The organism is Bradyrhizobium sp. U87765 SZCCT0048 (assembly GCF_018131225.1).
GTDB lineage: Bacteria > Pseudomonadota > Alphaproteobacteria > Rhizobiales > Xanthobacteraceae > Bradyrhizobium_A.
The window spans coordinates 113,274-133,855 of the sequence record NZ_JAFCMM010000007.1; the positions used below are offsets into that span (position 1 = coordinate 113,274).

General features: G+C 65.2%; 23 protein-coding genes and 1 tRNA gene. 14 read left to right on the forward strand and 10 right to left on the reverse strand.

Annotation, left to right across the window (positions count from 1 at the left end; translation table 11 throughout):
• Window positions 1–19 precede the first annotated feature (19 nt).
• Genes JQ639_RS35745 through JQ639_RS32920 form a run of 3 tightly spaced genes read right to left on the reverse strand, consistent with a single transcriptional unit; the run spans window position 20 to window position 730 of the window.
• On the reverse strand, window positions 20–202 hold the full coding sequence (locus JQ639_RS35745) for a DUF6429 family protein (protein ID WP_349644677.1): 183 nt from the start codon (window positions 200–202) through the stop codon (window positions 20–22).
• Window positions 148–540, reverse strand: coding sequence for a type II toxin-antitoxin system HicB family antitoxin (locus tag JQ639_RS32915; protein ID WP_211964346.1), 393 nt, complete (start codon window positions 538–540; stop codon window positions 148–150). The genes JQ639_RS35745 and JQ639_RS32915 overlap by 55 nt, the downstream gene beginning before the upstream one ends.
• 4 nt (window positions 541–544) lie before the next feature.
• A complete protein-coding gene (locus JQ639_RS32920) occupies window positions 545–730 on the reverse strand; it encodes a type II toxin-antitoxin system HicA family toxin (protein ID WP_211964348.1) in 186 nt (61 codons plus the stop codon).
• 302 nt (window positions 731–1,032) lie between these two features.
• Here JQ639_RS32920 and JQ639_RS32925 point away from each other — a divergent pair.
• A tRNA-Leu gene (locus tag JQ639_RS32925) sits at window positions 1,033–1,120 on the forward strand.
• Between the two features lie 24 nt (window positions 1,121–1,144).
• On the opposite strand, the gene JQ639_RS32930 is transcribed toward JQ639_RS32925, so the two are convergent.
• On the reverse strand, window positions 1,145–2,269 hold the full coding sequence (locus JQ639_RS32930) for a hypothetical protein (protein WP_211964350.1): 1,125 nt from the start codon (window positions 2,267–2,269) through the stop codon (window positions 1,145–1,147).
• 346 nt (window positions 2,270–2,615) lie between these two features.
• Here JQ639_RS32930 and JQ639_RS32935 point away from each other — a divergent pair, with 346 nt between their 5' ends.
• The 3 genes from JQ639_RS32935 (at window position 2,616) to JQ639_RS32945 (ending at window position 6,546) form a co-directional block, all read left to right on the forward strand.
• Complete coding sequence (locus JQ639_RS32935; protein WP_211964352.1) at window positions 2,616–4,919, forward strand: TonB-dependent receptor; 2,304 nt, start codon at window positions 2,616–2,618, stop codon at window positions 4,917–4,919.
• 200 nt (window positions 4,920–5,119) lie between these two features.
• Window positions 5,120–5,932 (forward strand): hypothetical protein, encoded by an 813-nt coding sequence (locus JQ639_RS32940; RefSeq protein ID WP_211964354.1) that lies wholly within the window; start codon window positions 5,120–5,122, stop codon window positions 5,930–5,932.
• The gene (locus JQ639_RS32945) at window positions 5,908–6,546 is read left to right on the forward strand and encodes a hypothetical protein (RefSeq protein ID WP_211964356.1); all 639 of its coding nucleotides are present in this window, start codon (window positions 5,908–5,910) and stop codon (window positions 6,544–6,546) included. The genes JQ639_RS32940 and JQ639_RS32945 overlap by 25 nt, the downstream gene beginning before the upstream one ends.
• Window positions 6,547–6,708: 162 nt before the next feature.
• On the opposite strand, the gene JQ639_RS32950 is transcribed toward JQ639_RS32945, so the two are convergent.
• Window positions 6,709–7,698: an NAD-dependent epimerase/dehydratase family protein gene (locus JQ639_RS32950; protein ID WP_211964361.1), complete on the reverse strand. Its 990-nt coding sequence runs from the start codon at window positions 7,696–7,698 to the stop codon at window positions 6,709–6,711.
• A 107-nt stretch (window positions 7,699–7,805) separates the two neighbouring features.
• On the opposite strand from JQ639_RS32950, the gene JQ639_RS32955 reads away from it, so the two are divergent.
• On the forward strand, window positions 7,806–8,702 hold the full coding sequence (locus JQ639_RS32955; protein ID WP_211964362.1) for a LysR family transcriptional regulator: 897 nt from the start codon (window positions 7,806–7,808) through the stop codon (window positions 8,700–8,702).
• A 574-nt stretch (window positions 8,703–9,276) separates the two neighbouring features.
• Window positions 9,277–9,699 (forward strand): twin-arginine translocation pathway signal, encoded by a 423-nt coding sequence (locus tag JQ639_RS32960; protein ID WP_211964363.1) that lies wholly within the window; start codon window positions 9,277–9,279, stop codon window positions 9,697–9,699.
• Window positions 9,700–9,714: 15 nt separating this feature from the next.
• Here JQ639_RS32960 and JQ639_RS32965 read toward each other — a convergent pair whose 3' ends face one another.
• Both JQ639_RS32965 and JQ639_RS32970 read right to left on the reverse strand, forming a co-directional pair.
• Entirely contained in the window at window positions 9,715–10,923 is a 1,209-nt protein-coding gene (locus JQ639_RS32965; RefSeq protein WP_349644665.1) for an FAD-dependent monooxygenase, read from the reverse strand.
• Complete coding sequence (locus tag JQ639_RS32970; RefSeq protein WP_211964367.1) at window positions 10,896–11,141, reverse strand: zinc-finger domain-containing protein; 246 nt, start codon at window positions 11,139–11,141, stop codon at window positions 10,896–10,898. Before JQ639_RS32970 ends, JQ639_RS32965 begins: the two co-directional genes overlap by 28 nt.
• A gap of 669 nt (window positions 11,142–11,810) precedes the next feature.
• On the opposite strand from JQ639_RS32970, the gene JQ639_RS32975 reads away from it, so the two are divergent.
• The 4 genes from JQ639_RS32975 to JQ639_RS32990 all read left to right on the forward strand — a co-directional run bounded on the left by JQ639_RS32975 (window position 11,811) and on the right by JQ639_RS32990 (window position 15,219).
• Window positions 11,811–12,926, forward strand: a complete 1,116-nt coding sequence (locus tag JQ639_RS32975; RefSeq protein ID WP_249122880.1) for a hypothetical protein — start codon at window positions 11,811–11,813, stop codon at window positions 12,924–12,926.
• 47 nt (window positions 12,927–12,973) lie between these two features.
• Window positions 12,974–13,726, forward strand: coding sequence for an alpha/beta fold hydrolase (locus JQ639_RS32980; RefSeq protein ID WP_211964369.1), 753 nt, complete (start codon window positions 12,974–12,976; stop codon window positions 13,724–13,726).
• A 225-nt stretch (window positions 13,727–13,951) separates the two neighbouring features.
• Window positions 13,952–14,785: a serine O-acetyltransferase gene (gene cysE, locus JQ639_RS32985; protein ID WP_211964371.1), complete on the forward strand. Its 834-nt coding sequence runs from the start codon at window positions 13,952–13,954 to the stop codon at window positions 14,783–14,785.
• Window positions 14,786–14,997: 212 nt separating this feature from the next.
• Window positions 14,998–15,219: a DUF3126 family protein gene (locus JQ639_RS32990; protein WP_211964373.1), complete on the forward strand. Its 222-nt coding sequence runs from the start codon at window positions 14,998–15,000 to the stop codon at window positions 15,217–15,219.
• Window positions 15,220–15,315: 96 nt separating this feature from the next.
• Here JQ639_RS32990 and JQ639_RS32995 read toward each other — a convergent pair whose 3' ends face one another.
• Window positions 15,316–16,014, reverse strand: coding sequence for a hypothetical protein (locus JQ639_RS32995; RefSeq protein WP_211964375.1), 699 nt, complete (start codon window positions 16,012–16,014; stop codon window positions 15,316–15,318).
• Between the two features lie 216 nt (window positions 16,015–16,230).
• Here JQ639_RS32995 and JQ639_RS33000 point away from each other — a divergent pair, with 216 nt between their 5' ends.
• The 4 genes from JQ639_RS33000 to JQ639_RS33015 all read left to right on the forward strand — a co-directional run bounded on the left by JQ639_RS33000 (window position 16,231) and on the right by JQ639_RS33015 (window position 18,817).
• Window positions 16,231–16,560: a DUF6949 family protein gene (locus JQ639_RS33000; protein ID WP_211964377.1), complete on the forward strand. Its 330-nt coding sequence runs from the start codon at window positions 16,231–16,233 to the stop codon at window positions 16,558–16,560.
• Window positions 16,561–16,661: 101 nt separating this feature from the next.
• Window positions 16,662–17,192 (forward strand): gamma carbonic anhydrase family protein, encoded by a 531-nt coding sequence (locus JQ639_RS33005; protein ID WP_211964379.1) that lies wholly within the window; start codon window positions 16,662–16,664, stop codon window positions 17,190–17,192.
• Between the two features lie 23 nt (window positions 17,193–17,215).
• Window positions 17,216–17,638, forward strand: coding sequence for a DOPA 4,5-dioxygenase family protein (locus JQ639_RS33010; RefSeq protein WP_211964380.1), 423 nt, complete (start codon window positions 17,216–17,218; stop codon window positions 17,636–17,638).
• Window positions 17,639–17,704: 66 nt separating this feature from the next.
• A complete protein-coding gene (locus JQ639_RS33015; RefSeq protein ID WP_211964383.1) occupies window positions 17,705–18,817 on the forward strand; it encodes a COG3904 family protein in 1,113 nt (370 codons plus the stop codon).
• A gap of 121 nt (window positions 18,818–18,938) precedes the next feature.
• On the opposite strand, the gene JQ639_RS33020 is transcribed toward JQ639_RS33015, so the two are convergent.
• Both JQ639_RS33020 and JQ639_RS33025 read right to left on the reverse strand, forming a co-directional pair.
• Window positions 18,939–19,535 carry a transglutaminase-like cysteine peptidase gene (locus JQ639_RS33020; RefSeq protein WP_211965085.1) on the reverse strand — a complete coding sequence of 199 codons (597 nt, stop codon included), beginning with the start codon at window positions 19,533–19,535 and terminating at the stop codon, window positions 18,939–18,941.
• Window positions 19,536–19,914: 379 nt separating this feature from the next.
• Entirely contained in the window at window positions 19,915–20,529 is a 615-nt protein-coding gene (locus tag JQ639_RS33025) for a PilZ domain-containing protein (protein ID WP_211964385.1), read from the reverse strand.
• Window positions 20,530–20,582: the final 53 nt, after the last annotated feature.

The window sequence follows — 20,582 nt, forward strand, 5'->3', positions numbered from 1 at the left end:
CAATACCCGGAACTGTTTCTTAGCGCGTCGCAACCTCGTCTGTCAGGAACACCGATTTTGTTTGTTGACGGGATTTCCGATCAAGCCCTTTTTGGTGCAGGCGCTCAAGGGTGTCCCAATCAAAGCCTTTCCATGTGCGGCAACAGTCTATGCCGCGATCGCCTTCCTTGCCGCCTGGGCCAGAAAGCCCGACCGCGTAAATCCTTCACGCTCCGCGTAGCGATCGACTTCGTCCAGAAGATCCGCGGGCAGGGTGATGTTGATCCGCACGGCTCGGGCTGCTGGCGCCGGCGCGGCGACAAGGATGGCGACGCCGTCGCGGTTTTCGGGATCGCTCATGATGCTCTCGAGCGACGACGGCTCCGGGATGGCCTCGCCATCGTCCTGCAGCCCCTCCAGATGCAGGGCGAGCGCCTCCGCAGCCATGTCGCGGGCTTCATCGAGCGTGGCGCCGGCGGTGACGCATCCCGGCAGGTCGGGAAACGACACGCCGTAGTCGCTGTTCGCGTCCTTGTGGATCAGGGCAATGTATTGGCTCATGGCTTCACCGCAGCTTCAGCCCGGCTTGTTTTTCGATGATGCGCAGCGCGCCGAGCGGGATGTCTTTGTTCGGATGCGGGACGGTGACGCGGCCCGGTTTGGGATGCTTGAACTGGATGTGGCTGCCCTTCTGGGCGACCTGCTCCCACCCGTCCGACTTCAGGGCCGAGATGATGTCTCGCGAATTCATGTGGATTTATACACACGAAGAAAGTCTAGAATCAATGAATTATACACATTATTACACACCAATCCGAGTGGCCCCGGCGAGGCACCTTGGCTTTGGCCTAAGGTCTCCCCGTGCTTACGGCAACGCGATACCTCGCTCATTCGCGTTTTCGGATCTGGCGATCCTCGCGCGGCTGCTCGGCACACGAAAGATCTGCTCCGGCATTTCCTCACCTGATCAATGTCGTTCTTTGCAGCATGCGAGTGACGCGTTGCAAAACATCCGTTGACCGAGCGCCGAAAACACAAGAGAGATCAGCCCACGCGGGCGTGGCGAAATGGTAGACGCAAGGGACTTAAAATCCCTCGGCGCGTGAGCGCTGTGCCGGTTCGAGTCCGGCCGCCCGCACCAGCCTTTTTCTTATTTGCGACGCCGCTAGCCCCCGACCGATTCCGCCGCCTTTCTGATGCCGTCGGCCGAACTCTTGATCGTCGTTGCCGCTTCGCCCATGGCGTTGGCAGCCGTCAGGAGGTCGACCTTGTCTTCGACAATGGCGTCGTTGGCATCCACGATGGCCTGCAGCAGGGCGGCGAAATCGGGCTTGCGTCCAAGAAACGTCTCGCGTTCGCTGATGTACGCGCCGTAGGCGGTCATGAAATCCCATGCGGGCGACGGAGCTACGGCAGGATAGGGGCGATTGCGCTCGGCGCCATAGGTCGGAGGGAAGAACTGGCGGATGAAGTCGAGCCGCTCCCTCGCGCAGGCGTTCCACAGCTGGTAGGCGCGCTCCTCGTTCTCGGTCAGGGCTCTCAGACTGCGCTTCGTCCTCAGGTGCGCGACATTGGCGCGCAGGTGCGACGCGATCCTGGCCGCAAAGGACCTGATCTGCTCATGCGTCGCGTATTGGCCGATAACCCTGAGGTCGGCGATGATCAGATTGGCGCTGGCTGAGAACGCCTTTGCTTCGGGCGTGGCGACGAGGCCGCTGAACGTGCCGATTGTCGTTGCCCACTTCTGCAGAAGCTCGTCCCTGTCGGCCTGCTGCTTGACGAACGCGGCGATCGTCTCGCCGTAGCCCAGTACGGCATTGATGTAGGCGTTCTTTTCCCTGAGCGCCTGAACGGCGTTGTCACGAACCTTGAGGGCGCTCGCTCTTGCTCGACGCTCGAGAGCGATGATCTGCGGATCGCGCGGGTCGCCGCATGAATAGCTGCCCTTGGAAATATATTCGAGCTGCTCCGATTTGCGGATGACATCCTTGAGAAGGTCGACTTCGAGCTGCTCCTGCGATGCAATCCCGCTGTTGAAAGCCGTCACCGTGAGGGAAAACGAATTCCCCAATTCCGTCGTGTTCGAGCAGCCGCTCAGCGCGACTGCCGCAATGATAATGCCCCACCGCATATGGCCCCGCCCGAAAAAGATTAAGTGAAGTATGGCGCGATCCTCCAGCAGCCGCCGGGCTGTAGCAAGCGCCTGGGCTTCCAGAACGGGGCGTTTTCCACAAATGCCGCGACGCACGCCGAAGGCGGGGCCGATCCCGTCACCGCCTGCGTTCGTCATCGTTCATCGCGCTCGGGTGGCTCCGGCATCGGGAGATGCGGACGCCATGGGCCATGCTTGACACGAGGCAGTCCAAGGCACGCCACGCGATGACGACGCTGACGCCCGTTTTCTCCAGTCCTGATGCCGTCACAGGCGACGCCGCGCGCGAGGCGCGATCCGAATTAAAATAGCTCCAATCTTGCTGCGACAGACGGACGCATATGTGTGCATCTCTGCGTCGGCCCGCGCTTCTTAGACCTCTTCTATTGGTCAAACCGTTGCTCGTTGCCTAAGCGATTTTTGCCATCCGTGTCTCGCACTGGCTGCGATCACGATGCGGATCGAAAAATCTCCGGGGGCTTCGTTGAACGAATTTTGCCTGCCGCGCGCTGCGGCACTCTCACTCGCATTGCTGTCCACATCCGCCATCGTCACGCCGGCCGCCGCGCAGCAGGCGCCGGCCGGCCCGTCTGCACAGGCATTGCCAGGCGCGAAGCAGCAGCCGCTGCCGGCGGTGGTCGTGAACTCGTCGAAGCCACGCCGTCAGGCGGCGGCGCCGCGGCGCAAGCCTGCCACGGCATCCGCCGCATCGGCGTCGCGGTCCGCCGTGCGCCGCGACGCTGCAGTGCCGGCCAGCACATCGGTCGGAGCGGAAGCTGCGCGCCTGCCGGCGAGCTTTGCCGGCGGGCAGGTCGCACGCGGCGCGCAAGTGGGATTGCTCGGCAACAAGGACTACATGGCGACGCCGTACAGCATCTCCAGCTACACCGAAAAGACGATCCGCGACCTGCAGGCGACCAGTGTCGCCGAGGTGCTGACCACCACCGATCCGTCGGTGCGCGCCGCCATCGGTGCCGGCAACCGTTATGACGCGCTCACCATCCGCGGCTTCCGGGTGGAGAACAGCGAGACGTCGCTGAACGGTCTCTATGGTCTTGTGCCCAACTACCGCACCAATCCCGCGCCGATCGAGCGCATCGAGCTGCTGAAGGGGCCGGGCGCCTTCCTCAACGGCATGGCGCCGCAGGGCAGCATCGGCGGCAGCGTCAACATCGTCACCAAGCGCGCGGCGGACGATCCGCTGACTCGCATGACGGCGGGCTACATGTCCGATGCGCGGTTCGGCACCGCGATCGATATCGGTCGCCGCTACGGCGACAACAAGGAATTGGGCGTGCGCTTCAACGGCGCCATCGAGGGCGGCGACACCCCGATCGATCGCCAGTCGGCCCGTAATGGCTCGGCCTCCCTTGGCGTCGACTACCGTGGCGAGCGGCTGCGGGTGTCCGCGGACATCATCTACCAGAACGACTGGATGCGCGCGGCCGCGCGTGGCTATACCCCGGTGCCGGGCATCGCCATGCCGGCCGCGCCCGATCCGAAAATCAATCTGGCGCAGCCGTTCGACTATTCGAACGCGCAGAGCGTCACCGCACTGACGCGCGCCGAATACGACCTGACCTCGAACCTCACGCTGTTCGGCGCCATCGGCGTCAACCGCTTCAACTTCGACAAGCAGGAGGCGCCGGGGGCGACCATTCTCAACACAGCGGGCGATGCGCAATCGACCTCCAAATTCCAGACCGGCAAATCGGAGACCGTGTCGGGCGAAGCCGGCGTGCGCAGTCGTTTCGACACCGGGCCGGTTCGTCATGAAGTGGTGGTCAGCGGCAGCTCGATGCAACTGACGGATTGGCTGGGACAGACCACCTACGGCAATTACGCCACCAACATCTACCGCCCGACCTTGCTGGCGAGCCCCGGCGTGCCTGTGTCGTTCTATCCGACGGGACGGGCCGACATGACGCGGCTGCAGAGCGTCGGCGTCGCCGACACGCTGTCGATGATCGACGGCATGGTGCAGCTCACCGTCGGCGCGCGCCAGCAGCAGGTGGTCACCAGCAGCTATTCGTCGGCCACGGGCGACGCCACCGACCATTACGACCAGAGCAAGACCTCGCCGTCGGTGGCACTGGTGCTGCGGCCGATCAAGCAGCTGTCGTTTTACGGGAGCTATATCGAGGGGCTCACGCCGGCGTCACCGCCGCCTTCGCTCGCGGCCAACCCGACCCAGGTGTTCGCGCCGTACCAGACCAGGCAGGTCGAGGTCGGCGCCAAGCTCGACCTCGGCACCTTCGGCGCGACGCTGGCCGCGTTCCAGATCGCCGTGCCGAGTGGACTTCTCGACCCGGTGACCAAGATCTACAGCGTCGACGGCGAGCAGCGTCATCGCGGCATCGAGCTGAACGCGTTCGGCGAGGTTGCGCCCGGCGTGCGCGTGCTCGGCGGCGTCACTTTCCTCGACGCCCGGCTGACCCGGACACCGGGCCACGTCAACGACGGCAACCGTGCCGTCGGCGCGCCCGAGCTGCAGGGCAATCTCGGCGTCGAATGGGATACGCCGTTCCTGCCAGGGCTGACGGCGACTGCGCGGGCGATCTATACCAGCAGCAGCTATGTCAGCGCCGACAATCTGCAGCAGGTGCCGAGCTGGACCACGTTCGACATCGGCGCGCGCTATGCCACGACGTTTGCCGGCCGGCCGACCACCTTGCGCGCCAGCATCACCAACCTGATGGACAAGCGCTACTGGATCGCCAACCCGACCGGCTATGTCATCAGCGGCATGGCGCGCACGGTGTGGCTGTCGATGTCCGTGGACTTCTGACCGCCGGTCAGTGAATCGCTGCGGGACGCGTCGGGCTCCTTTCTCCGACGCGCCTGCTATTCGTGCGGTTTCCGCGAAAGGTGAGGTGGCTGGTACGTCGATTGACACCGGCGGCTGGTGCTTGCTAGCATTTATGTCATAAAATTTCGAATTTCTATTTCTTAAATTGTGCTCTGCAGCGTTTAAGGAGCTCGGCCGTCATGGTTGCGGTGACGATTTTCCGATGCAGCTCAGCGATCATATTGGGTCTGACTTTTGGAGCCATGACCTTGCTGTGCGGTTCGCGGGTGTTGGCGGGCGCGGTAGAGAAGGCCGCGTGCAGCGAGCTTTATAAGCAAGGGTTTGTGAGTCTCGTAAGCGAAGACAAGTTGCTTTACCGAGGGGGCGACAGGAAGTGGAGGACTGTTAGTCCAAACGACACGCTGCCCCACTACGTTGACCAGCTAGTTTACTTCACGCGCACGTTGCCTGGTCAAGAAGGCGCAAAAAGCGTCCTGAATTGGAAATTTGTTTATACGATATTGGCGAGACCTAACCGAAGGTCTCTCGTTGGTCTCTACAACGATCGATGGACGGCCGTTCAACTCGCAAAAAGCAGTGCTGCATGCGCGAATGTTTCAGTTGAGGGATACGATAATTTTCATCTCTACAGCACAAGCAATATTTGTTTGCGCTTCCATTTTCATCAGCAGGATCCCGATACACTTGCTACATCTGAGCTGCGGCGAAGCTTCGCGTTCGACGACATGATTCCTAGGGAAAGCACAGATTTGCTGTCATCTCTGTGGTCTTTTGTTGGTTCCGCAAAGGCAGACACCGTGGAGAATTCGACAATTCATGGAACTCTCGTCAAATCTTGGATCAGGAATTTTGTTTACGAGCCTCAAATGACCTGTGTGGCTGTAACTCCTTCATTTCCCAACAACGCGCGCGGTTTGCACCTTCGCATTGTTAATCACGGTACGAATTTCTTGCCTGAATCGCAGGATTGGCAGCTAAAATTCTTGGATTAATCAATATGTCATGGTTGGGCAGAGCGTTGGATTCGATCCAGAAGTATGCCTCCATTTATTTTCAGACCGTCTTTAAGACCAGTATTTCATTCTGGGATATGCCTCCGCTCCCCAGCGGAGCGAATATTTTGACCGGGGCTTTTTCAATATTTTTGATACTGGCGTCTCGTTTTGAGCGATCTCTGCCGACAGATATGGCCGCAGCGCAAGTCATATTCCCGCTTCTGCTTGTCTACGTTCTTTTCATTGGTGGGATCTCATTGTTCGCGGATCCCGGAATTCCTAATCGTATAGTTATTTGGAGGAGACTCGTTTCCGTTGTTGTTGTCGCAATCAGTCTGGGTTGTGGTCTTGTCGCGCTCGCGTGGATTGTTGAGTGGACCTTGCCTCTGGACTACCTGGCTTATCATCTTGGCTTTTCTGGTGTCGGTGCAAACAGAGTGTTGGCAGCAGTCACTGGGGCTATTGTGTCGATTATTCTTTTTGCAAATACGGCCTACAACGTGGGTGGCGTCGCTGTCGTGTGGAAGAGTCGCCGAACAATGGTTTGGAGCGGTATATTTTTTTGCATTGTGTCGGTTGGCATTAGTTTGGCTCTATTGGATATTCCTTAACTGCTCTGTTGATGCTGGGAAGAGCCTTCGGTGCGAAGAGGCGCGTTGATGGCAATTACCCATGACGGCTCACAGGCAGATGTTATGGGATGGATAGCTTTCGCACGTGGAAGGCGAAGACATTACATAGTTGCGGGATTCAGCTGGTTGCGTAGTTGACCTTCACCGCGCCGGCAAACACCCCAGCCCCTTCAGCGACGCGCGCACCGCTTCATCGAGCGGCGTCAGCGGCATCGCCGCGCCGAGAACGCCGCGCAGCTTGCTGTCGTCGAGCGCGATCGACGTGCGCCACAGATAGCGCATTTCGGACATCTCTCGGAACAGCCGGACGAACGGCTGCAGCGCCACGACCAGCGGCCACGGGAACGGCCACACCCGCGGCCGCGGCGCGCCGACGGCACGCGCGATCGACGCCGCCATCTCGCCGGCGACGAGCTGGTAGCCGGCGAAGTGAAACACCTCGAAGGGCGCCAGCGTCTCCGCACGGTCCATCAGCATGGCGATGGTTTCGGCGACGTCGGGCAGGTAGGCCCAGGCGTGGCTGGTGCCGCGCGCGGTGACCTCGAGGATGCGGCGCACCGGCGCGCCGCGCTGGATCATCGCCGCGGAGAACATGCTGTTGTCGGTCGTGCTCGGGCCGAAATAGTCGCCCGCGCGCACGATCAGCACGCCGGTGCCGGCCTGCGCCGCGGCCGCGAGCCGCCGCTCCAGCGCGACGCGGATCGCGCCCTTGCGCGTCATGGGTCGCTGCGGCGAGGGCTCGCGCAGCGACGGGAAGGCGTCGGGGCCGAAGTTGTAGATCGTGCCCGGCAGCACGATGCGCGCGCCGGCGGCGGTCGCAGCGGCAATGGTGTTGTCGATCATCGGCAGCACCACCCTGTCCCAGTCGCGATAGCCGGGCGGGTTGGCGGCATGCACGATCAGCGCCACGCCTTCGGCGGCGCGGCGCACGTCCTCGGCGACCATGGCATCGCCGACCACCCAGGTGATGTCGGGGTGGGCGGGCTGCGGACGCCGACTGAGGCCGCGCACGGTCCAGCCGTGGCGGACCAGCGCCGCGGCGGTCTCGCCGCCGATGCCGCCGGTGGCGCCGATGACAAGGGCGATGCGCGGGCGGGAGGGGGAAGCCGAGGTGGTGTCGAGCGAGGTCATGGTGTGTCTCCAGGTGCTTGTCGGATGTTCGATCCTGAAAGCGACCATGCGCTCCTCGGCGATATTCGATAATTGCCTAATAAATTTGTTTTGATATACATAAATGTATGAGAGAGCCCAGCTGGAGCCATTACCGTTCATTCCTCGCGGTGTTGCAGGAAGGCAGCCTGTCGGGGGCTGCGCGGGTTCTCGGCATGACCCAGCCGACCCTCGGCCGCCAGATCGCGGAGCTCGAGGAGGCGCTGGGCACCGCGCTGTTCATCCGCTCCCAGCGCGGTCTCGTGGCCACCGACGCGGCCAGGGACATCGCCCCGCATGCCGAGGCGATGGCGGCGGCCTCGCGCGCCATGGTGCGTTCGGCGTCGGGCGGCACCTCGGATGCCGCAGGCACCGTGCGGATCACCGCCAGCGAGATCGTCGGCGCGGAGGTGCTGCCGCCGATGCTGACGTCGTTTCGCCGCCGCCATCCGGCGGTCGGCATCGAGCTGTCGCTCTCCAACCGGGTCGAGGACCTGCTGCGCGGCGAGGCCGACATCGCGGTGCGCATGGTGCGCCCCGGCCAGCAGGCGCTGGTGGCGCGGCGGATCGGCAATGTCGCCCTCGGCCTCTATGCCCATCGCAGCTACATCGCCGCGGCCGGCGCGCCGTCGACGCGCGCGGCCGCGCTCAGCGCGCACACGCTCATCGGCTTCGATCGCGAGACGCCGTTCCTGCGCGAGCTGCAGGAGCGCCTCGGCATCACGCGCGACAACTTCGCGCTGCGCACCGACAGCGATCTGGCGCAGCTCGCCGCGGTACGTGCCGGCTTCGGCATCGGCTTCATCCAGCATGGCATCGCGCGGCGTGATCCGAATCTGGTGTCGGTGCTCGCCGGCGAGATCGGCATGTCGCTGGAGGTCTGGCTGGTGCTGCACGAGGATCTGCGCGCCAGCCACCGCCTGCGCCTGGCGATGGATCACCTCACGGCGGAGCTCACCGCCTATGTGGCGCAATCGCAGCCGTGAACGGCGGCGCCAGGCGGCGGCGTCAGCGCTGCAAGCAGCGAGGCACAGGGATGGCGGACGATCGAAGAGCGCAGGAATGGCGAAGGCGGAATCGGCCCGTGCGCGGCTGTCGGCCTTACAGCCAGGCGTAGATCACGAACGCGTTGAACGACACCGCGGCAGTCAGCGCCAGCGGCACGATCAGATGCAGGCCCGTCACTGCGGTTGCAAGGATCTTCGTCATGCCCGGGAGGATGGCGCGATTCCATCCGGGGAGTCCGCAGCTTTATTTTCGCATGTCCACAGCCTTCGTTTACTTCCGATTCACGACTCGGGACCGGGTGGGGAGGGCCGGATTCCCGATGGACTCCCGGCGCCGCATACGCGCGATTCGCGCCTGCGACGATACCGGAAGGGATGCGCCGGGCTCACCGGAAGCCGCTGTCATCTCCTTGAAATGCCACGGGAACGCGGCGACAAAGGGCGGCATTGGCGGCGGTCGCACAGCCGTGTAAGGGAAGGCTGCGGCCTCATTCCCGACACGTGGCTGCGCTTTACGCACCTGCCCAGAGCCTCCGCCAAGACAGTCCGCCGCATGATCGTCCGCCTGCCGACCGTTAACCGCTTCGCCCGCATCGCCGCCGTCGCGGTCGCCTGCGCCTTTGCCGCCGGCTGCGCCAGCATCGCCGACAACGCCGCCACCGCGTTCGTCGATCCGGCCAAGTACGATCTCTACAGCTGCGTCCAGCTCCGCGCCGTGCGCCAGGCCAACACCAAACGCATCGACGAACTGCAGATGCTGATGGCCAAGGCCAGGACCGGCGCCGGCGGGCCGGTGATTTCCGAAGTCGCCTATGGCAACGACCTTCTGGCGACCAAGGCGCAGGCCAAGCTCGCCGACGACGTCTGGATGCGCCATCGCTGCGACAGCGAGACGCTGCCGCCGGACGCGCCCGATGCGGCGGCGACGGCCAGGGATCTCAACAAGCTCGGTAAGCGCCGCGCCGGCAATCAGTGATATGGCCGAGCGCGCTTAGTTGGCCTGCCAGCGATAGATCCAGTCCTGCCGCGCCAGCAGGCGGTCGCCGCCGATGACGCCGATCGCGGCGTCGCGCGCCTGCGCCATCAGCCCGCGCAGGTGATAGATCCGGCCGGTCTGCCAGGCGGTGCGCTGCACCCGCGCCACCCGCGCCCGGCGCTGCGACGCATAGCGCGTCAGTGCCGCGGCAACGTCGCCGCCGTCGCCAAGACAGGCCGCGAGCACCGCTGCATCCTCGATCGCCATGCCCGCGCCCTGCGCCACGAACGGCAGCATGGCGTGCGCGGCGTCGCCGAGCAGCGCGACGCGGCCGCGCGTCCACGGCCCGTCCGCGTCGACCGCGAACAGCGCCCAGCGCCGCCAGCTCTCGACGCTGCCGACCAGGGCGCGCGCGGCATCCGGCCAGCGCGCGAGGCGGAATTCGTTCTCGATGTCGTTGCGCTCGGCGTTGGCGTCCCAGCCCTCGCCATGCCAGTCGCCATTGGCGATCGCCACCACGTTGAAGCGCTCGCCGCCGGAGATCGGGTAGGCGACGAGATGGGCGTTGGGACCGAGCCAGAGCTGCACGCGGTCGCGGCCGGTGCCGGCCGGCAGGTGCGCGGTCTCGACAGTGCCGCGCCAGGCGATGCGGCCGCTGAAGCGCGCCTGTGCCTCCGGCGCGACGGTGCCGCGCACGCTGGACCACACGCCGTCCGCGCCGATCAGGGCGACGCCTTCGTCCTGGCGGAGCGCGCCGTTGTCATGGTGATCGACAACGACGCCACCGGTGCTGTCGCGCACGCCGGCGAAAGCGGCGCCGAGCCGCAGCGTGATGGCAGGGGTGTCGTGAACGCGGGCGAGCAGGGCGGCCTGCAGGTCGGCACGATGGACGATCCAGTAGGGGGCGCCGTAGCGCCGGGCCGCCGGTGCGCCGAGCGGAATGCGGCCGATCTCGCGGCCAGCGCGGGCGCTCATGACGCTGATTCCGCCGGGGGTGATCACGCGCCCGGCGAGATGGTGCTGCAACCCCAGCGCGATCAGGATGCGGCTGGCGTTGGGCGAGAGCTGCAGGCCGGCGCCGACCTCGGCGAGGCGCTCGGCGCGCTCCAGCACGGTGACGCGAAATCCCTTCGACGCCAGCGCGAGGGCGGCGGTAAGCCCGCCGATGCCGGCGCCGGCGACGATGACGGGAATGCTCAGGCCGCCTTGTCCTTCAGGCGGCACTCCGGCGGACGGGATTCGCCGGCACCGAGATCGGCGGCGAAGCGATACAGCGTCGAGCAATACGGGCAGATGATCTCGCTGTCGTTGCCGAGATCGAGAAACACGTGCGGATGGTCGAACGGAGGATTGGCGCCCACGCACATGAACTCCCTCGCACCGATCTCAATGACCGGCACTCCGGCGTCATTGTGAAAGTGAGGAACGACGTGATCAGCCATAACCTATCCACCTGTCCAGGCCGCGCCTGTCAAAAAGTCAATCGAGCGGGATGATGAGAACCCCGCGAAACTGCTCGGTTTCGCCGGGTGCGCCGACGCGGCGCGCGGCACCATACTGACCTATTTCCCCGACTTCCAGACCAGTGGTGCGATGATCCGGAAATTCTCCCACGGCCGCGCAGGACGCACGGTCCTGCAAGCCCGAAGGGTGTCCACGCCGGGCGGCGCGGGACATTGAACGCTGCTTGGCGAGACAGACATGGCGGCGCTTCCCGGCGACTTGCACCATGGAAATTCGACACAATGTTGTCGTTCTGGAGAAGCCCTCCTTTCGTCGGCCAGGCGGAGCGAATGGATGATGTTCCCTGACCGCTCGGTCGCCGCAAGGACGGCGGCAAGGCGACGAAAACCGCATTGGAATCAGGATACATGCGCCGATGGCGGAGCGCCGGGCGAGGCGGTTGCAGGCGGCGGGAGGCGCGCGCTTGTGGAGCGCACTAGACTTAAGTCAGGGGCATGCCGGCGCGCGGTGTCGGAGCCCCTGAGATGAACGGCGCGGGGACGCGGAGAGAGCTGCAGATGCGAATCGCCGGAAGAACGATCGCCGGACGACCGTTTGCGCGCCCATCGGTGACGGCGGCCGTTGCAGGCGGCGTGATGTGCGCGGCCATGCTGGCTGCGCTGTGGCCACAGGCGCGCGGCGCCGCAGCGCTGCTGTGGGCCCAGGACGATCCGGTTGCGCTTGCCGACATCGGCGTGGTTTCCGCGCTGCCGGATACGGCGGCCGTGGTCCGTCGGGTCGACGAGGCGCTCGCGGCCGACGATGCCGAGCTGGCGCAGAGTTTTGTCGACCTGGCGAAAGCCCGGCGCATCGCCGTGCCGGATGAACTCGCGACGCGCGTCGCCGATGCGGTCGCGGCGGAGCAATCCACAGGCGCCATCGCGTGGCGTTTCGCCAGCGGTCTCGTCACCGGCGAGGCCAACGATCTCGCCAGTCTGTCCGGCACGGTGGCCGGCGATCTCTTCGTGTTCGGCGACGTGCGCGATGTGGTGCGTGAGGGCAAGCGCATTGCGGTGGGCGAGGAGCCCGATCGCCTGATTCTCGGGCTTGCGGCCGCGGGCCTTGCGGTGACCGCGGCGACGTATCTCTCCGTCGGCAGCGCGACGCCGGTGCGCGCCGGCCTGACCCTCGTCAAGGATGCCCGCAAGACCGGTCGGCTCGGCGCCGGCCTTGCCAGCTGGGCCGGGCGTTCGGCGCGCGAGGTGGTGGATGCGCCGCGCCTGCAGCGGGCGCTCGAAACCGCGTCGGTGAGCCGTCCCGGCGAGAGCGCGGCGGCGCTGCGCGCGGCATTTCGTGCCGACAAGGCGGAATCGTTGCTGCGTGTTGCCAAGGATGTCGGCCGCATCGGTGAGAAGGCCGGCACGCATGGCGCGCTGGATGCGCTGCGCGTTGCGGACGGACCCAGGGATATGGCGCGTGCGGCGCGGCTTGCCGAAAAAAAGGGCAGCCAGACCCGCGCGATCATCAAGCTGCTCGGGCGCGGCGCGCTGCTGCTCGCCAGCGGCGCGTTCAATCTCGCGCTGTGGCTGTTCAGTGCGGTCATGATGCTGTTCGGCATGGTCGCCTCGATCAAGTCGGGCACCGAGCGGGCGACGTTGTGGTGGCTGCGTCGCGCCAGGGCGCGCCGGGCGCGTCGCGCGGCTGCCATCGCCACGACAGGCTCCGCTGCCATGTTCTCCCCGCCGGCCGGTCTGCCGCCTCCGGCCCTTGCCGCGTCCGCCTAAATTGACTAGGCCGGTCGCCGTCTTCCCCTCAACAATGGATTGGTTCGATGCCGAGCTTTCACAACGGCAACGTTGAAATCGCGTATCTCGACGAAGGCGAGGGGGACCCGATCCTGCTCATTCACGGCTTTGCCTCGAGCAAGAACGTCAACTGGGTCTATCCCGGGTGGACGTCCGAGCTGACCAAGGCCGGACGCCGCGTCATCGCCATCGACAACCGTGGCCATGGCGAGTCGACCAAGCTCTACGATGCCGAGGACTATCACATCGGCACCATGGCCGCCGACGCGCGCGCGCTGCTCGATCATCTCGGCATCGCGCGTGCCGACATCATGGGCTACTCGATGGGCGGGCGCATCACCGCCTACCTCGCCTACAGCGTGCCGGAGCGCGTGCGCTCGGCGGTGCTCGGCGGCATCGGCATGGGCCTGATCGCCGGCGGCGGTCCCGGCGAGAATGTCGCGAAGGCGCTCGAGGCCGACGATCTCGCCGATGTCACCGATCCGATGGGGCGCACCTTCCGTGCGTTCGCCGACCAGACGCGGTCCGATCGCCGCGCGCTCGCCGCGTGCCTGCGCGGCTCACGTCGCCTGATGTCGCGGGAGGAGGCGGCGGCGATTGCGGTGCCGACGCTGATCGCGGTCGGCACCACCGATGACGTCGCCGGCTCCGCCCATGCCCTCGGCGAGGTCATCACCCAGGCGCAGGTGCTGGACATTCCGGACCGCGATCACATGCGCGCGGTGGGCGATCGCGTCTACAAGGCCGGCGTGCGCGATTTCCTCGCCCGGCGCCCCTGAGCGCGGCGCAGCATGGCCCACATGACGCTGGCGCAGGCGTGGCGCTGCGTATCATCCGGAAGTCTATGATTTCCTGAAAGGTTTCCGTCGTTATGGTCCGCCGGCTGGAACCCGGGTGTGGGCCCGGGAACAGCATGCTCGTAACCACAGTTGCGGGATTGTCGTCTGTCCGAGACGGATTATGTGATAGGTTCCTTCTCCCACAGGGCTTCCGGGTAAATGAAAATGGCGAAAACGCAGCTGGACGCACATCCGACGCTTGTCACCGTCGATCCGATCTGGACACGCGTGCGCGCGGAGGCGGAAGATATCGTCCGGCGCGAGCCCGAGCTCGCGACCTTCATCTATGCCAACATCCTGCATCACGAGCGTCTCGAGCAGGCGGTGGTGCACCGCATTTCCGAGCGCCTCGACCATGCCGCGCTGTCAGGCGATCTCATCCGCCAGACCTATGACGAGGCGCTGCGTGACGAGCCCGATCTCGGCAACGCCTTCCGCGCCGATCTCGTCGCGGTGTTCGACCGCGATCCGGCAACCTCGCGCTTCATCGATCCGCTGCTGTACTTCAAGGGCTTCCATGCCATCCAGGCGCATCGTCTGGCGCACTGGCTGCTGAACAAGGGGCGCAAGGATTTCGCCTACTATGTCCAGAGCCGCTCCTCGGCCGCGTTCCAGACCGACATCAATCCGGCGGCGCGCATCGGCCGCGGCATCTTCCTCGATCATGCCACCGGCCTGGTCGTCGGCGAGACCGCGGTGATCGAGGACGATGTCTCGATCCTGCATGGCGTCACCCTCGGTGGCACCGGCAAGGAGAACGAGGACCGTCATCCCAAGGTGCGTTATGGCGTGATGATCGGCGCCGGCGCCAAGATCCTCGGCAACATCGAGGTCGGCCACTGCGCGCGTATCGCCGCCGGCTCGGTCGTGGTGAAGCCGGTTCCCAACAATGTCACGGTTGCCGGCGTGCCGGCCAAGGTCGTGGGCACCGCTGGCTGTTCCGAGCCGTCGCGCACCATGAACCAGATGCTCAACGCCGGCTTCGACGCGTCGATCTGAGGACCGGATCTGACGGCCGGTTCTGACGGCGGCGCGTCTGCTTTGCGACGCGCGCATGTCGTTTCCGCGCCACCATGGCGGCGCGTGTCGATTTGCTGTTTGCAAGTGCGCAGCGTTCGCCGCGGCCGTGGACAACGGGACGATTTGGCTCTGGCGGTCGGCTGCGGTTCGGCTTAAACCCTGCGCATCCCTTTCAGCTGTTGGAGATGCCCGTGGACGTGAAGGAAGTCAGGAAGCTCGACGCCTATTTGAAGCGTCTGTTCGGCAACCCCAAGATTCGCGTGGTGCCGCGGCCGAAGAAGGACGATTCCGCCGAGGTCTATATCGGCGAGGAGTTCATCGGCGTGCTGTTCGTCGACGACGAGGACGATGATCGTTCGTTCCAGCTCCAGGTCGCCATTCTCGAGAGCGATCTCGAAGACGCCGCCGACTGAACCCGGCGCATGCGCCTGCCGGACATTCCGGCGGGTCTGCCTTCATCACGCGCGCGCGCCCACGGGCCGCGCGCGTTTGTTTTGCAAGGGGAGCGATCAGCCCTTGTGGATCTGGGTGACCAGGCGGTCCATCGCGGTTGCCACGGAGCGCCAGTCGTCGAGCCAGCTCCGCGGAAAGCGGAAGGTGAGATCGGCGCCGCCGATGCGGCGTTCGCTCAGGCACATGCCCGGAGTTTCGCCGTCGCGGGTGCAGCGCGCGACGAGGCGGGGCGTCGCGGCGACATAGAGGTCCTCGTTGGCGTAGGGCGAGTTGTCGCGGAACGGCTGCAGGCTGAGGCCGTCGCTGCCGCGCGCAGCGCCGGCGGCGAGGTAGCGCGGATAGATGGTGCGCTCGCGCTCCTCCGGCGCCAGCGCATCGTTGTGTGCGGCGATCGACAGGAACACCACCTGGATGGTCTGCGGTGCACTCTCGACCGTGTCGGCGGTGACATGGCGCGGCTGCTCGCCCGGGGCGAGGGAGGGGTAGGCGAAGGAGAGGTCGACGCGGTCCTGCGGTCCGGTGTGGCGCTGCACCTTCATCCGCACGCTGTCGGTCGGAACGTCGAAGATGGTGCCGCCGACGCTGATCGGCAGGCGCGACGGATCGATCGCGCTGCCGCCCGAGGTCCAGGTCGGCCACAGCAGATAGGTCACCGCCGCGATCGCCGCGCCGCCGATGGCGACAGACACCAGCATCGGCAGGGCATGACCACGGCCCGCGCCGCGCCGGCGCCCGGGAACTGAAAGCAACGTCATCACAACCGCAACGATCGAGGGGCGAATCGGGGGGAGTATGCCACGGCCACCCGCGCGATAGCGCCGGGCATGCGGCCCGAGCCATGCCGCCGCCGCGGTTCCTGCCGGACGCGTTAACCCTTTCTTAAGGATGAGCTGGCGCTGGCCGGCGGGTTTTGCGAAGCAGAGGGGCCGGGCGGTCCAGCCCGCGTGCGAGGCGGATAACGGGGAAGCCAGATGTCGCCGGACGTGTTCAATTCGCTGTTCTCGCTCCTGATCGGCTTCGCGCTCGCCGGCGCCCTGACCAGCGGTTACCAGGTGCTTTCCGACCGCCCCGCCGGCTTCGGCCTGCTGGCGCAGGGCGTTGCCCCCAGCACCTTCGCCGCCGTGCCCTTCCTGGTGTTCGCTGCGCCCTTCATCATCATGCGCAACACCGTGCGCGGCCGCCGCATCGAGAACCGCCGCGTCGAGTTCGTGATGCTGGCGACCGTTCTCGCCGGCTTCTGGAGCATGATGTGCGGCACCGTCTTCCTGCGCGTGCTGCAGATGGCGGGCATGTTCGCCTGACCCTCGCGAGGCCTCTCGCCTTCTCCTTGTATTCCATGGCAGTCTGAAGCCTACGCGGACGACGCGCGGTCAATTTCTGCTGTTCTCAACGAAGGCGCGGTATGGCGATCTATGAACTCGACGGGCGCTCGCCCCAGTTTCCTGCGGACGGACATTACTTCATCGCCGACAGCGCCGAGGTGATCGGCAACGTCCGGCTCGCGGCCGATACCAGCATCTGGTTCGGCTGCGTGCTGCGCGGCGACAACGAGCTGATCGACATCGGCGAGGGCTCGAACGTCCAGGACAACTGCACCTTCCATACCGACCCCGGCTTCCCGATGACCATCGGCCGCAACTGCACCATTGGCCACAACGTCATCCTGCACGGCTGCACCGTCGAGGACGGCGCGCTGATCGGCATGGGCGCGATCGTCATGAACGGCGCGCGCATCGGCAAGGGCTGCGTGGTTGGTGCCGGCGCGGTGGTCACCGAGGGCAAGGTGTTTCCCGACCACTCGCTGATCGTCGGCGCGCCGGCGAAGGCGATCCGCACCCTCGACCCCGAGCAATCCAGGGCGCTGCTCGGCGGCGCGGCGCGCTATGTCGAGAACGGCAAGCGCTTCAAGGCCGGCCTCAAGCGGATCGGCTGAAGCGGGGACAGGGAGACGAGACGATGACGTCATCAGCTCAAGCCGCGCCGCGGCCGCTCGCCGAGATCGCGAGCTACCATGCCCATGTCTACTACGATCCGAACACCTCGCGCGCGGCCGCCGAGCGGCTGCGCACGCTGATCGGCGAACGCTTCGTGGTGCGGCTCGGTAACTGGCATGACGTCAAGGTCGGGCCGCATGATCAGGCGATGTACCAGGTCGCGTTCGCCAATGACGTGTTCGCGACGCTGGTGCCGTGGCTGATGCTCAACCATGCCGGCCTCAGCATCCTGATCCATCCCAACACCACCAACCCGCGGCGCGATCATCTCGTCGATCCCCTGTGGATCGGCAAGCCGCTTCTCGTCCACGGCGACAAGCTGCCGGAGCACGACGAGGCGGAAGAGCCGCTCGCGCCGAACACCACGCCGCATCTGCCGGCGTAGGCCATTTCAGAACGACGATTGCTGCAAGTCCATATTTCAACACCAGAGAGTGCCGGGGACGTTTTCATGACAGGGATGGGAGATCGGGCGCACGCGTGGTTGCGCGCGCCGTTGATGTGGCTTGCCGCAGGCGCAGCCGTGCTGCTGACGGTGGCGTCGGCGAATGCCGCGGCGATGCGTTTTGCGGTCGCCGGCAATGGCGGCAATTGCGTCGGTTGCGAATGGATCGCTGCGGATGGCGACATCACCGCGCAGACGCCCGACGATTTCGCCGCGTTCCTGAAGAAGAACTCCGACCTCGGTGTGCAGCCGTCGATGACGTTGAATTCGACAGTTGGCGACATCGGCGCGGCAATGAAGCTCGGCGAGTTGATGCGCGCGGCGCGCATCCAGGTGAGCGTCGGCCGCTCCAATGTCAACTTCGACGATCCCTCGAAAAACTTTCCACACGAGGATCTGCCGGGCGCCAAATGCTTCGGCGCGTGCGTCTTTGCTTTTCTCGGCGGGGCGGGGCGTATCGCCAAGGCCGGTGACATCGGCGTGCAGCCCTTCGCTACCGCAGGCACGGTAATGCCGTCCGACAAACCGCCTGTGTCGGGCGAGGCCGCGTCCCTGCAGCGTTTCGCGGCGGTGCTCGACTACAGCATTCGCATGGGGGCCGATGCGCGCCTGGTGTCGCTTGCGGCCGGCGCGGCTGACGTTCGCATCTTGACCGACACCGAACTCACCGATCTCAAGATCGCCTGGAACGAGAACAAGATGTCGGGATGGCGGCTCGAGCCCTACGGCAAGGGGGCCATTGCTTTCGCGAAATCGGCGGACGAGCGGACGACGGTGACGCTGTATTGCGACGCCGGCAGCAAGCGCTTCGCTCTGGTGACGCGCGAGGACGGCACGCCGCCGGACCAGGCCAAGCAGCTGTTCGCCACACTGACGGGCGTCTCGGCGTTCGGCAAGGAGGTGAAGATGGACGGCGTGAGCCTGCAGATCAAGCCGAAGGGCTATGCGGTGCGGGTCGCGCTGCCGGCCGACATCGACTGGCGGCGGCAGACCGTGGAGACGCTGTCGATCGACATCGTCGACACCGCGCCGTCGGCGTCGCGCAGCTTCCTGCAGGCCTACATGGCGTTGACGAGCCTTGCCTCGACCACGTCCGTCGCCTTCCGCAATTGCATCTGATCATCCCCCAAAAGGGGTGCGGCCAGCTCTTGGGGGAGAGCTGGCCGCGCGCGAACCGGTCTGGGACGGGGAGGGGTGGGGATGTGACCGGCCGCGGGTCTCGTGGCTTGTGGATTTCGGATCAGCGCGCAGTCGCGGTGGCGACGGCGGGCCGGTTGTCTCCAAGCGATACCCACACATTGGCGTCGCTCTGGCTCTGGCGCTTGACGAAGCGGTAGCCGGTCTCGGTCCAGGCGACGACCTCCTCGTTCTGGTTGTCGAGGATGAATTCGCCCTTGTCCGACTTCACGGTCAGCACCGCGTGTCCATCGCCGTTCTTGTCGCGCACCACCGTGATCAGCAGTGCCTCGCGCGGCCATCCGGCGTCGATCAGCATCTTGCGCTTGAGCAGGACATAGTCCTCGCAGTCGCCGTAGCCGTCGGTCGGATAGGACCACTTCTCGACGACGCCCCAGTGATCGAGGTCGGTCATCGGCTTGATGTTCTCGTTCACCCAGCGATTGACGCGCAGCAGATCGCGCCATGCGGTTTGCGTCATCACGATGTCGCGCGGCTGCGTTGCGCTGCTGCGGCAGTCGTTGGGATTATCGGCGCAGAAGTCGACCCAGCCGATCGGCGCACGCGTGGTGTCTCCGATCGATGCATGCAGGTTCGACGACGGCGGTAGACTTGCTTGCTGCAGGCGCTCGCCTGCACTGGCGTGTGCCGTCAACCCCATCAGGATGGCACATGCCAGCCCGATGCCCTGTTTTGTTTTACGCGACACTGTGGCCCCCGTTTTTTTGTTGGACCATGTGTCGCACAGACGATTTTCGGCGCCGCTAAATCGCTTCTCGCAATTCGAAGCGAATGCGCATCAAAACTGGCGCGAATTTTCCGCTGTTTTGATGCGAGATTGATTCAAATGCGAGCAATCGGCATTTGATTCAAATTTGATGCATTAAGGCGCAACGAGCTGGCGTCGCAGCGATTTCGCATTCGGTCGGCGGCGCGATTAACCGTGTCCGGTGGCATTGTCGCGACCTCGTCGCGGCGAGCGGACACGAAAAACCCCGCCGAAGGGCGGGGTTTGGCGGTCGTCACGGCGGCTGCCGCGTTTACCTGGCGGTGACGTTATCTTCGAGAGTGTCGGGCAGCTGCGGAAAAGCGAACTCCAGCGCGAAGCCATCCTCGAGGTGGCGGATCACCTGGGCCTGCACCCGCCCGATGGTCACCTTGGCGCCGATCTCCGGGCGCGTCTGCGACGAGATCGCAGCGCCCGACAGCGACATGTCGATGACGCGGCACAGCATCTCCTGGCCGTCGGCCAGCAGGATGCGGGCGGTGGGGTTGCGCGGCACGATTCGGTCGTGGCGGCGATCCTCCGGCAGGTTGAGGATCTGGCGGTTGGCGAGCCAGGTCAGCTGCGCAGCCATCTTGTCGCGCTTGCGCGGCGTCGCGTTCACCGTCATGGCGAAGCCGTTGTCGATGATGCGGGTGATCTTGCCCTCGACGCGGCCGACATGGTCGAGATAGGCGATGACGCGGTCACCAACATTGCCGATGCCCGGCGCCAGCATCGCAAGACCCCCGGGCGACATGTTGATCACCTGGCAGGGAAACTCGCGGCGGTCGGGAAGCATGTACCGTCCCAGCAGGTGCACCTTGACGCGCTGAAACCGCCGTCGCTCTTCTGCGACCGGCAAGGCCGATTTTCGCTGCGCCAACACCATAAGCTTGTACCACTCAACCGCGGGTCGGTAGGGGCAAACCCTACGGCTGTCAG

Bases quoted from the DNA above. Each gene is read 5' to 3' on its own strand.
- JQ639_RS32915 (WP_211964346.1), bottom strand. From the start codon at position 540: ATGAGCCAATACATTGCCCTGATCCACAAGGACGCGAACAGCGACTAC.
- JQ639_RS32920 (WP_211964348.1), bottom strand. From the start codon at position 730: ATGAATTCGCGAGACATCATCTCGGCCCTGAAGTCGGACGGGTGGGAG.
- JQ639_RS32930 (WP_211964350.1), bottom strand. From the start codon at position 2,269: ATGACGAACGCAGGCGGTGACGGGATCGGCCCCGCCTTCGGCGTGCGT.
- JQ639_RS32940 (WP_211964354.1), top strand. From the start codon at position 5,120: ATGGTTGCGGTGACGATTTTCCGATGCAGCTCAGCGATCATATTGGGT.
- JQ639_RS32950 (WP_211964361.1), bottom strand. From the start codon at position 7,698: ATGACCTCGCTCGACACCACCTCGGCTTCCCCCTCCCGCCCGCGCATC.
- JQ639_RS32955 (WP_211964362.1), top strand. From the start codon at position 7,806: ATGAGAGAGCCCAGCTGGAGCCATTACCGTTCATTCCTCGCGGTGTTG.
- JQ639_RS32960 (WP_211964363.1), top strand. From the start codon at position 9,277: ATGATCGTCCGCCTGCCGACCGTTAACCGCTTCGCCCGCATCGCCGCC.
- JQ639_RS32970 (WP_211964367.1), bottom strand. From the start codon at position 11,141: ATGGCTGATCACGTCGTTCCTCACTTTCACAATGACGCCGGAGTGCCG.
- JQ639_RS32975 (WP_249122880.1), top strand. From the start codon at position 11,811: ATGCTGGCTGCGCTGTGGCCACAGGCGCGCGGCGCCGCAGCGCTGCTG.
- JQ639_RS32980 (WP_211964369.1), top strand. From the start codon at position 12,974: ATGCCGAGCTTTCACAACGGCAACGTTGAAATCGCGTATCTCGACGAA.
- cysE (WP_211964371.1), top strand. From the start codon at position 13,952: ATGGCGAAAACGCAGCTGGACGCACATCCGACGCTTGTCACCGTCGAT.
- JQ639_RS32995 (WP_211964375.1), bottom strand. From the start codon at position 16,014: ATGACGTTGCTTTCAGTTCCCGGGCGCCGGCGCGGCGCGGGCCGTGGT.
- JQ639_RS33000 (WP_211964377.1), top strand. From the start codon at position 16,231: ATGTCGCCGGACGTGTTCAATTCGCTGTTCTCGCTCCTGATCGGCTTC.
- JQ639_RS33005 (WP_211964379.1), top strand. From the start codon at position 16,662: ATGGCGATCTATGAACTCGACGGGCGCTCGCCCCAGTTTCCTGCGGAC.
- JQ639_RS33010 (WP_211964380.1), top strand. From the start codon at position 17,216: ATGACGTCATCAGCTCAAGCCGCGCCGCGGCCGCTCGCCGAGATCGCG.
- JQ639_RS33015 (WP_211964383.1), top strand. From the start codon at position 17,705: ATGACAGGGATGGGAGATCGGGCGCACGCGTGGTTGCGCGCGCCGTTG.
- JQ639_RS33020 (WP_211965085.1), bottom strand. From the start codon at position 19,535: ATGGGGTTGACGGCACACGCCAGTGCAGGCGAGCGCCTGCAGCAAGCA.
- JQ639_RS33025 (WP_211964385.1), bottom strand. From the start codon at position 20,529: ATGGTGTTGGCGCAGCGAAAATCGGCCTTGCCGGTCGCAGAAGAGCGA.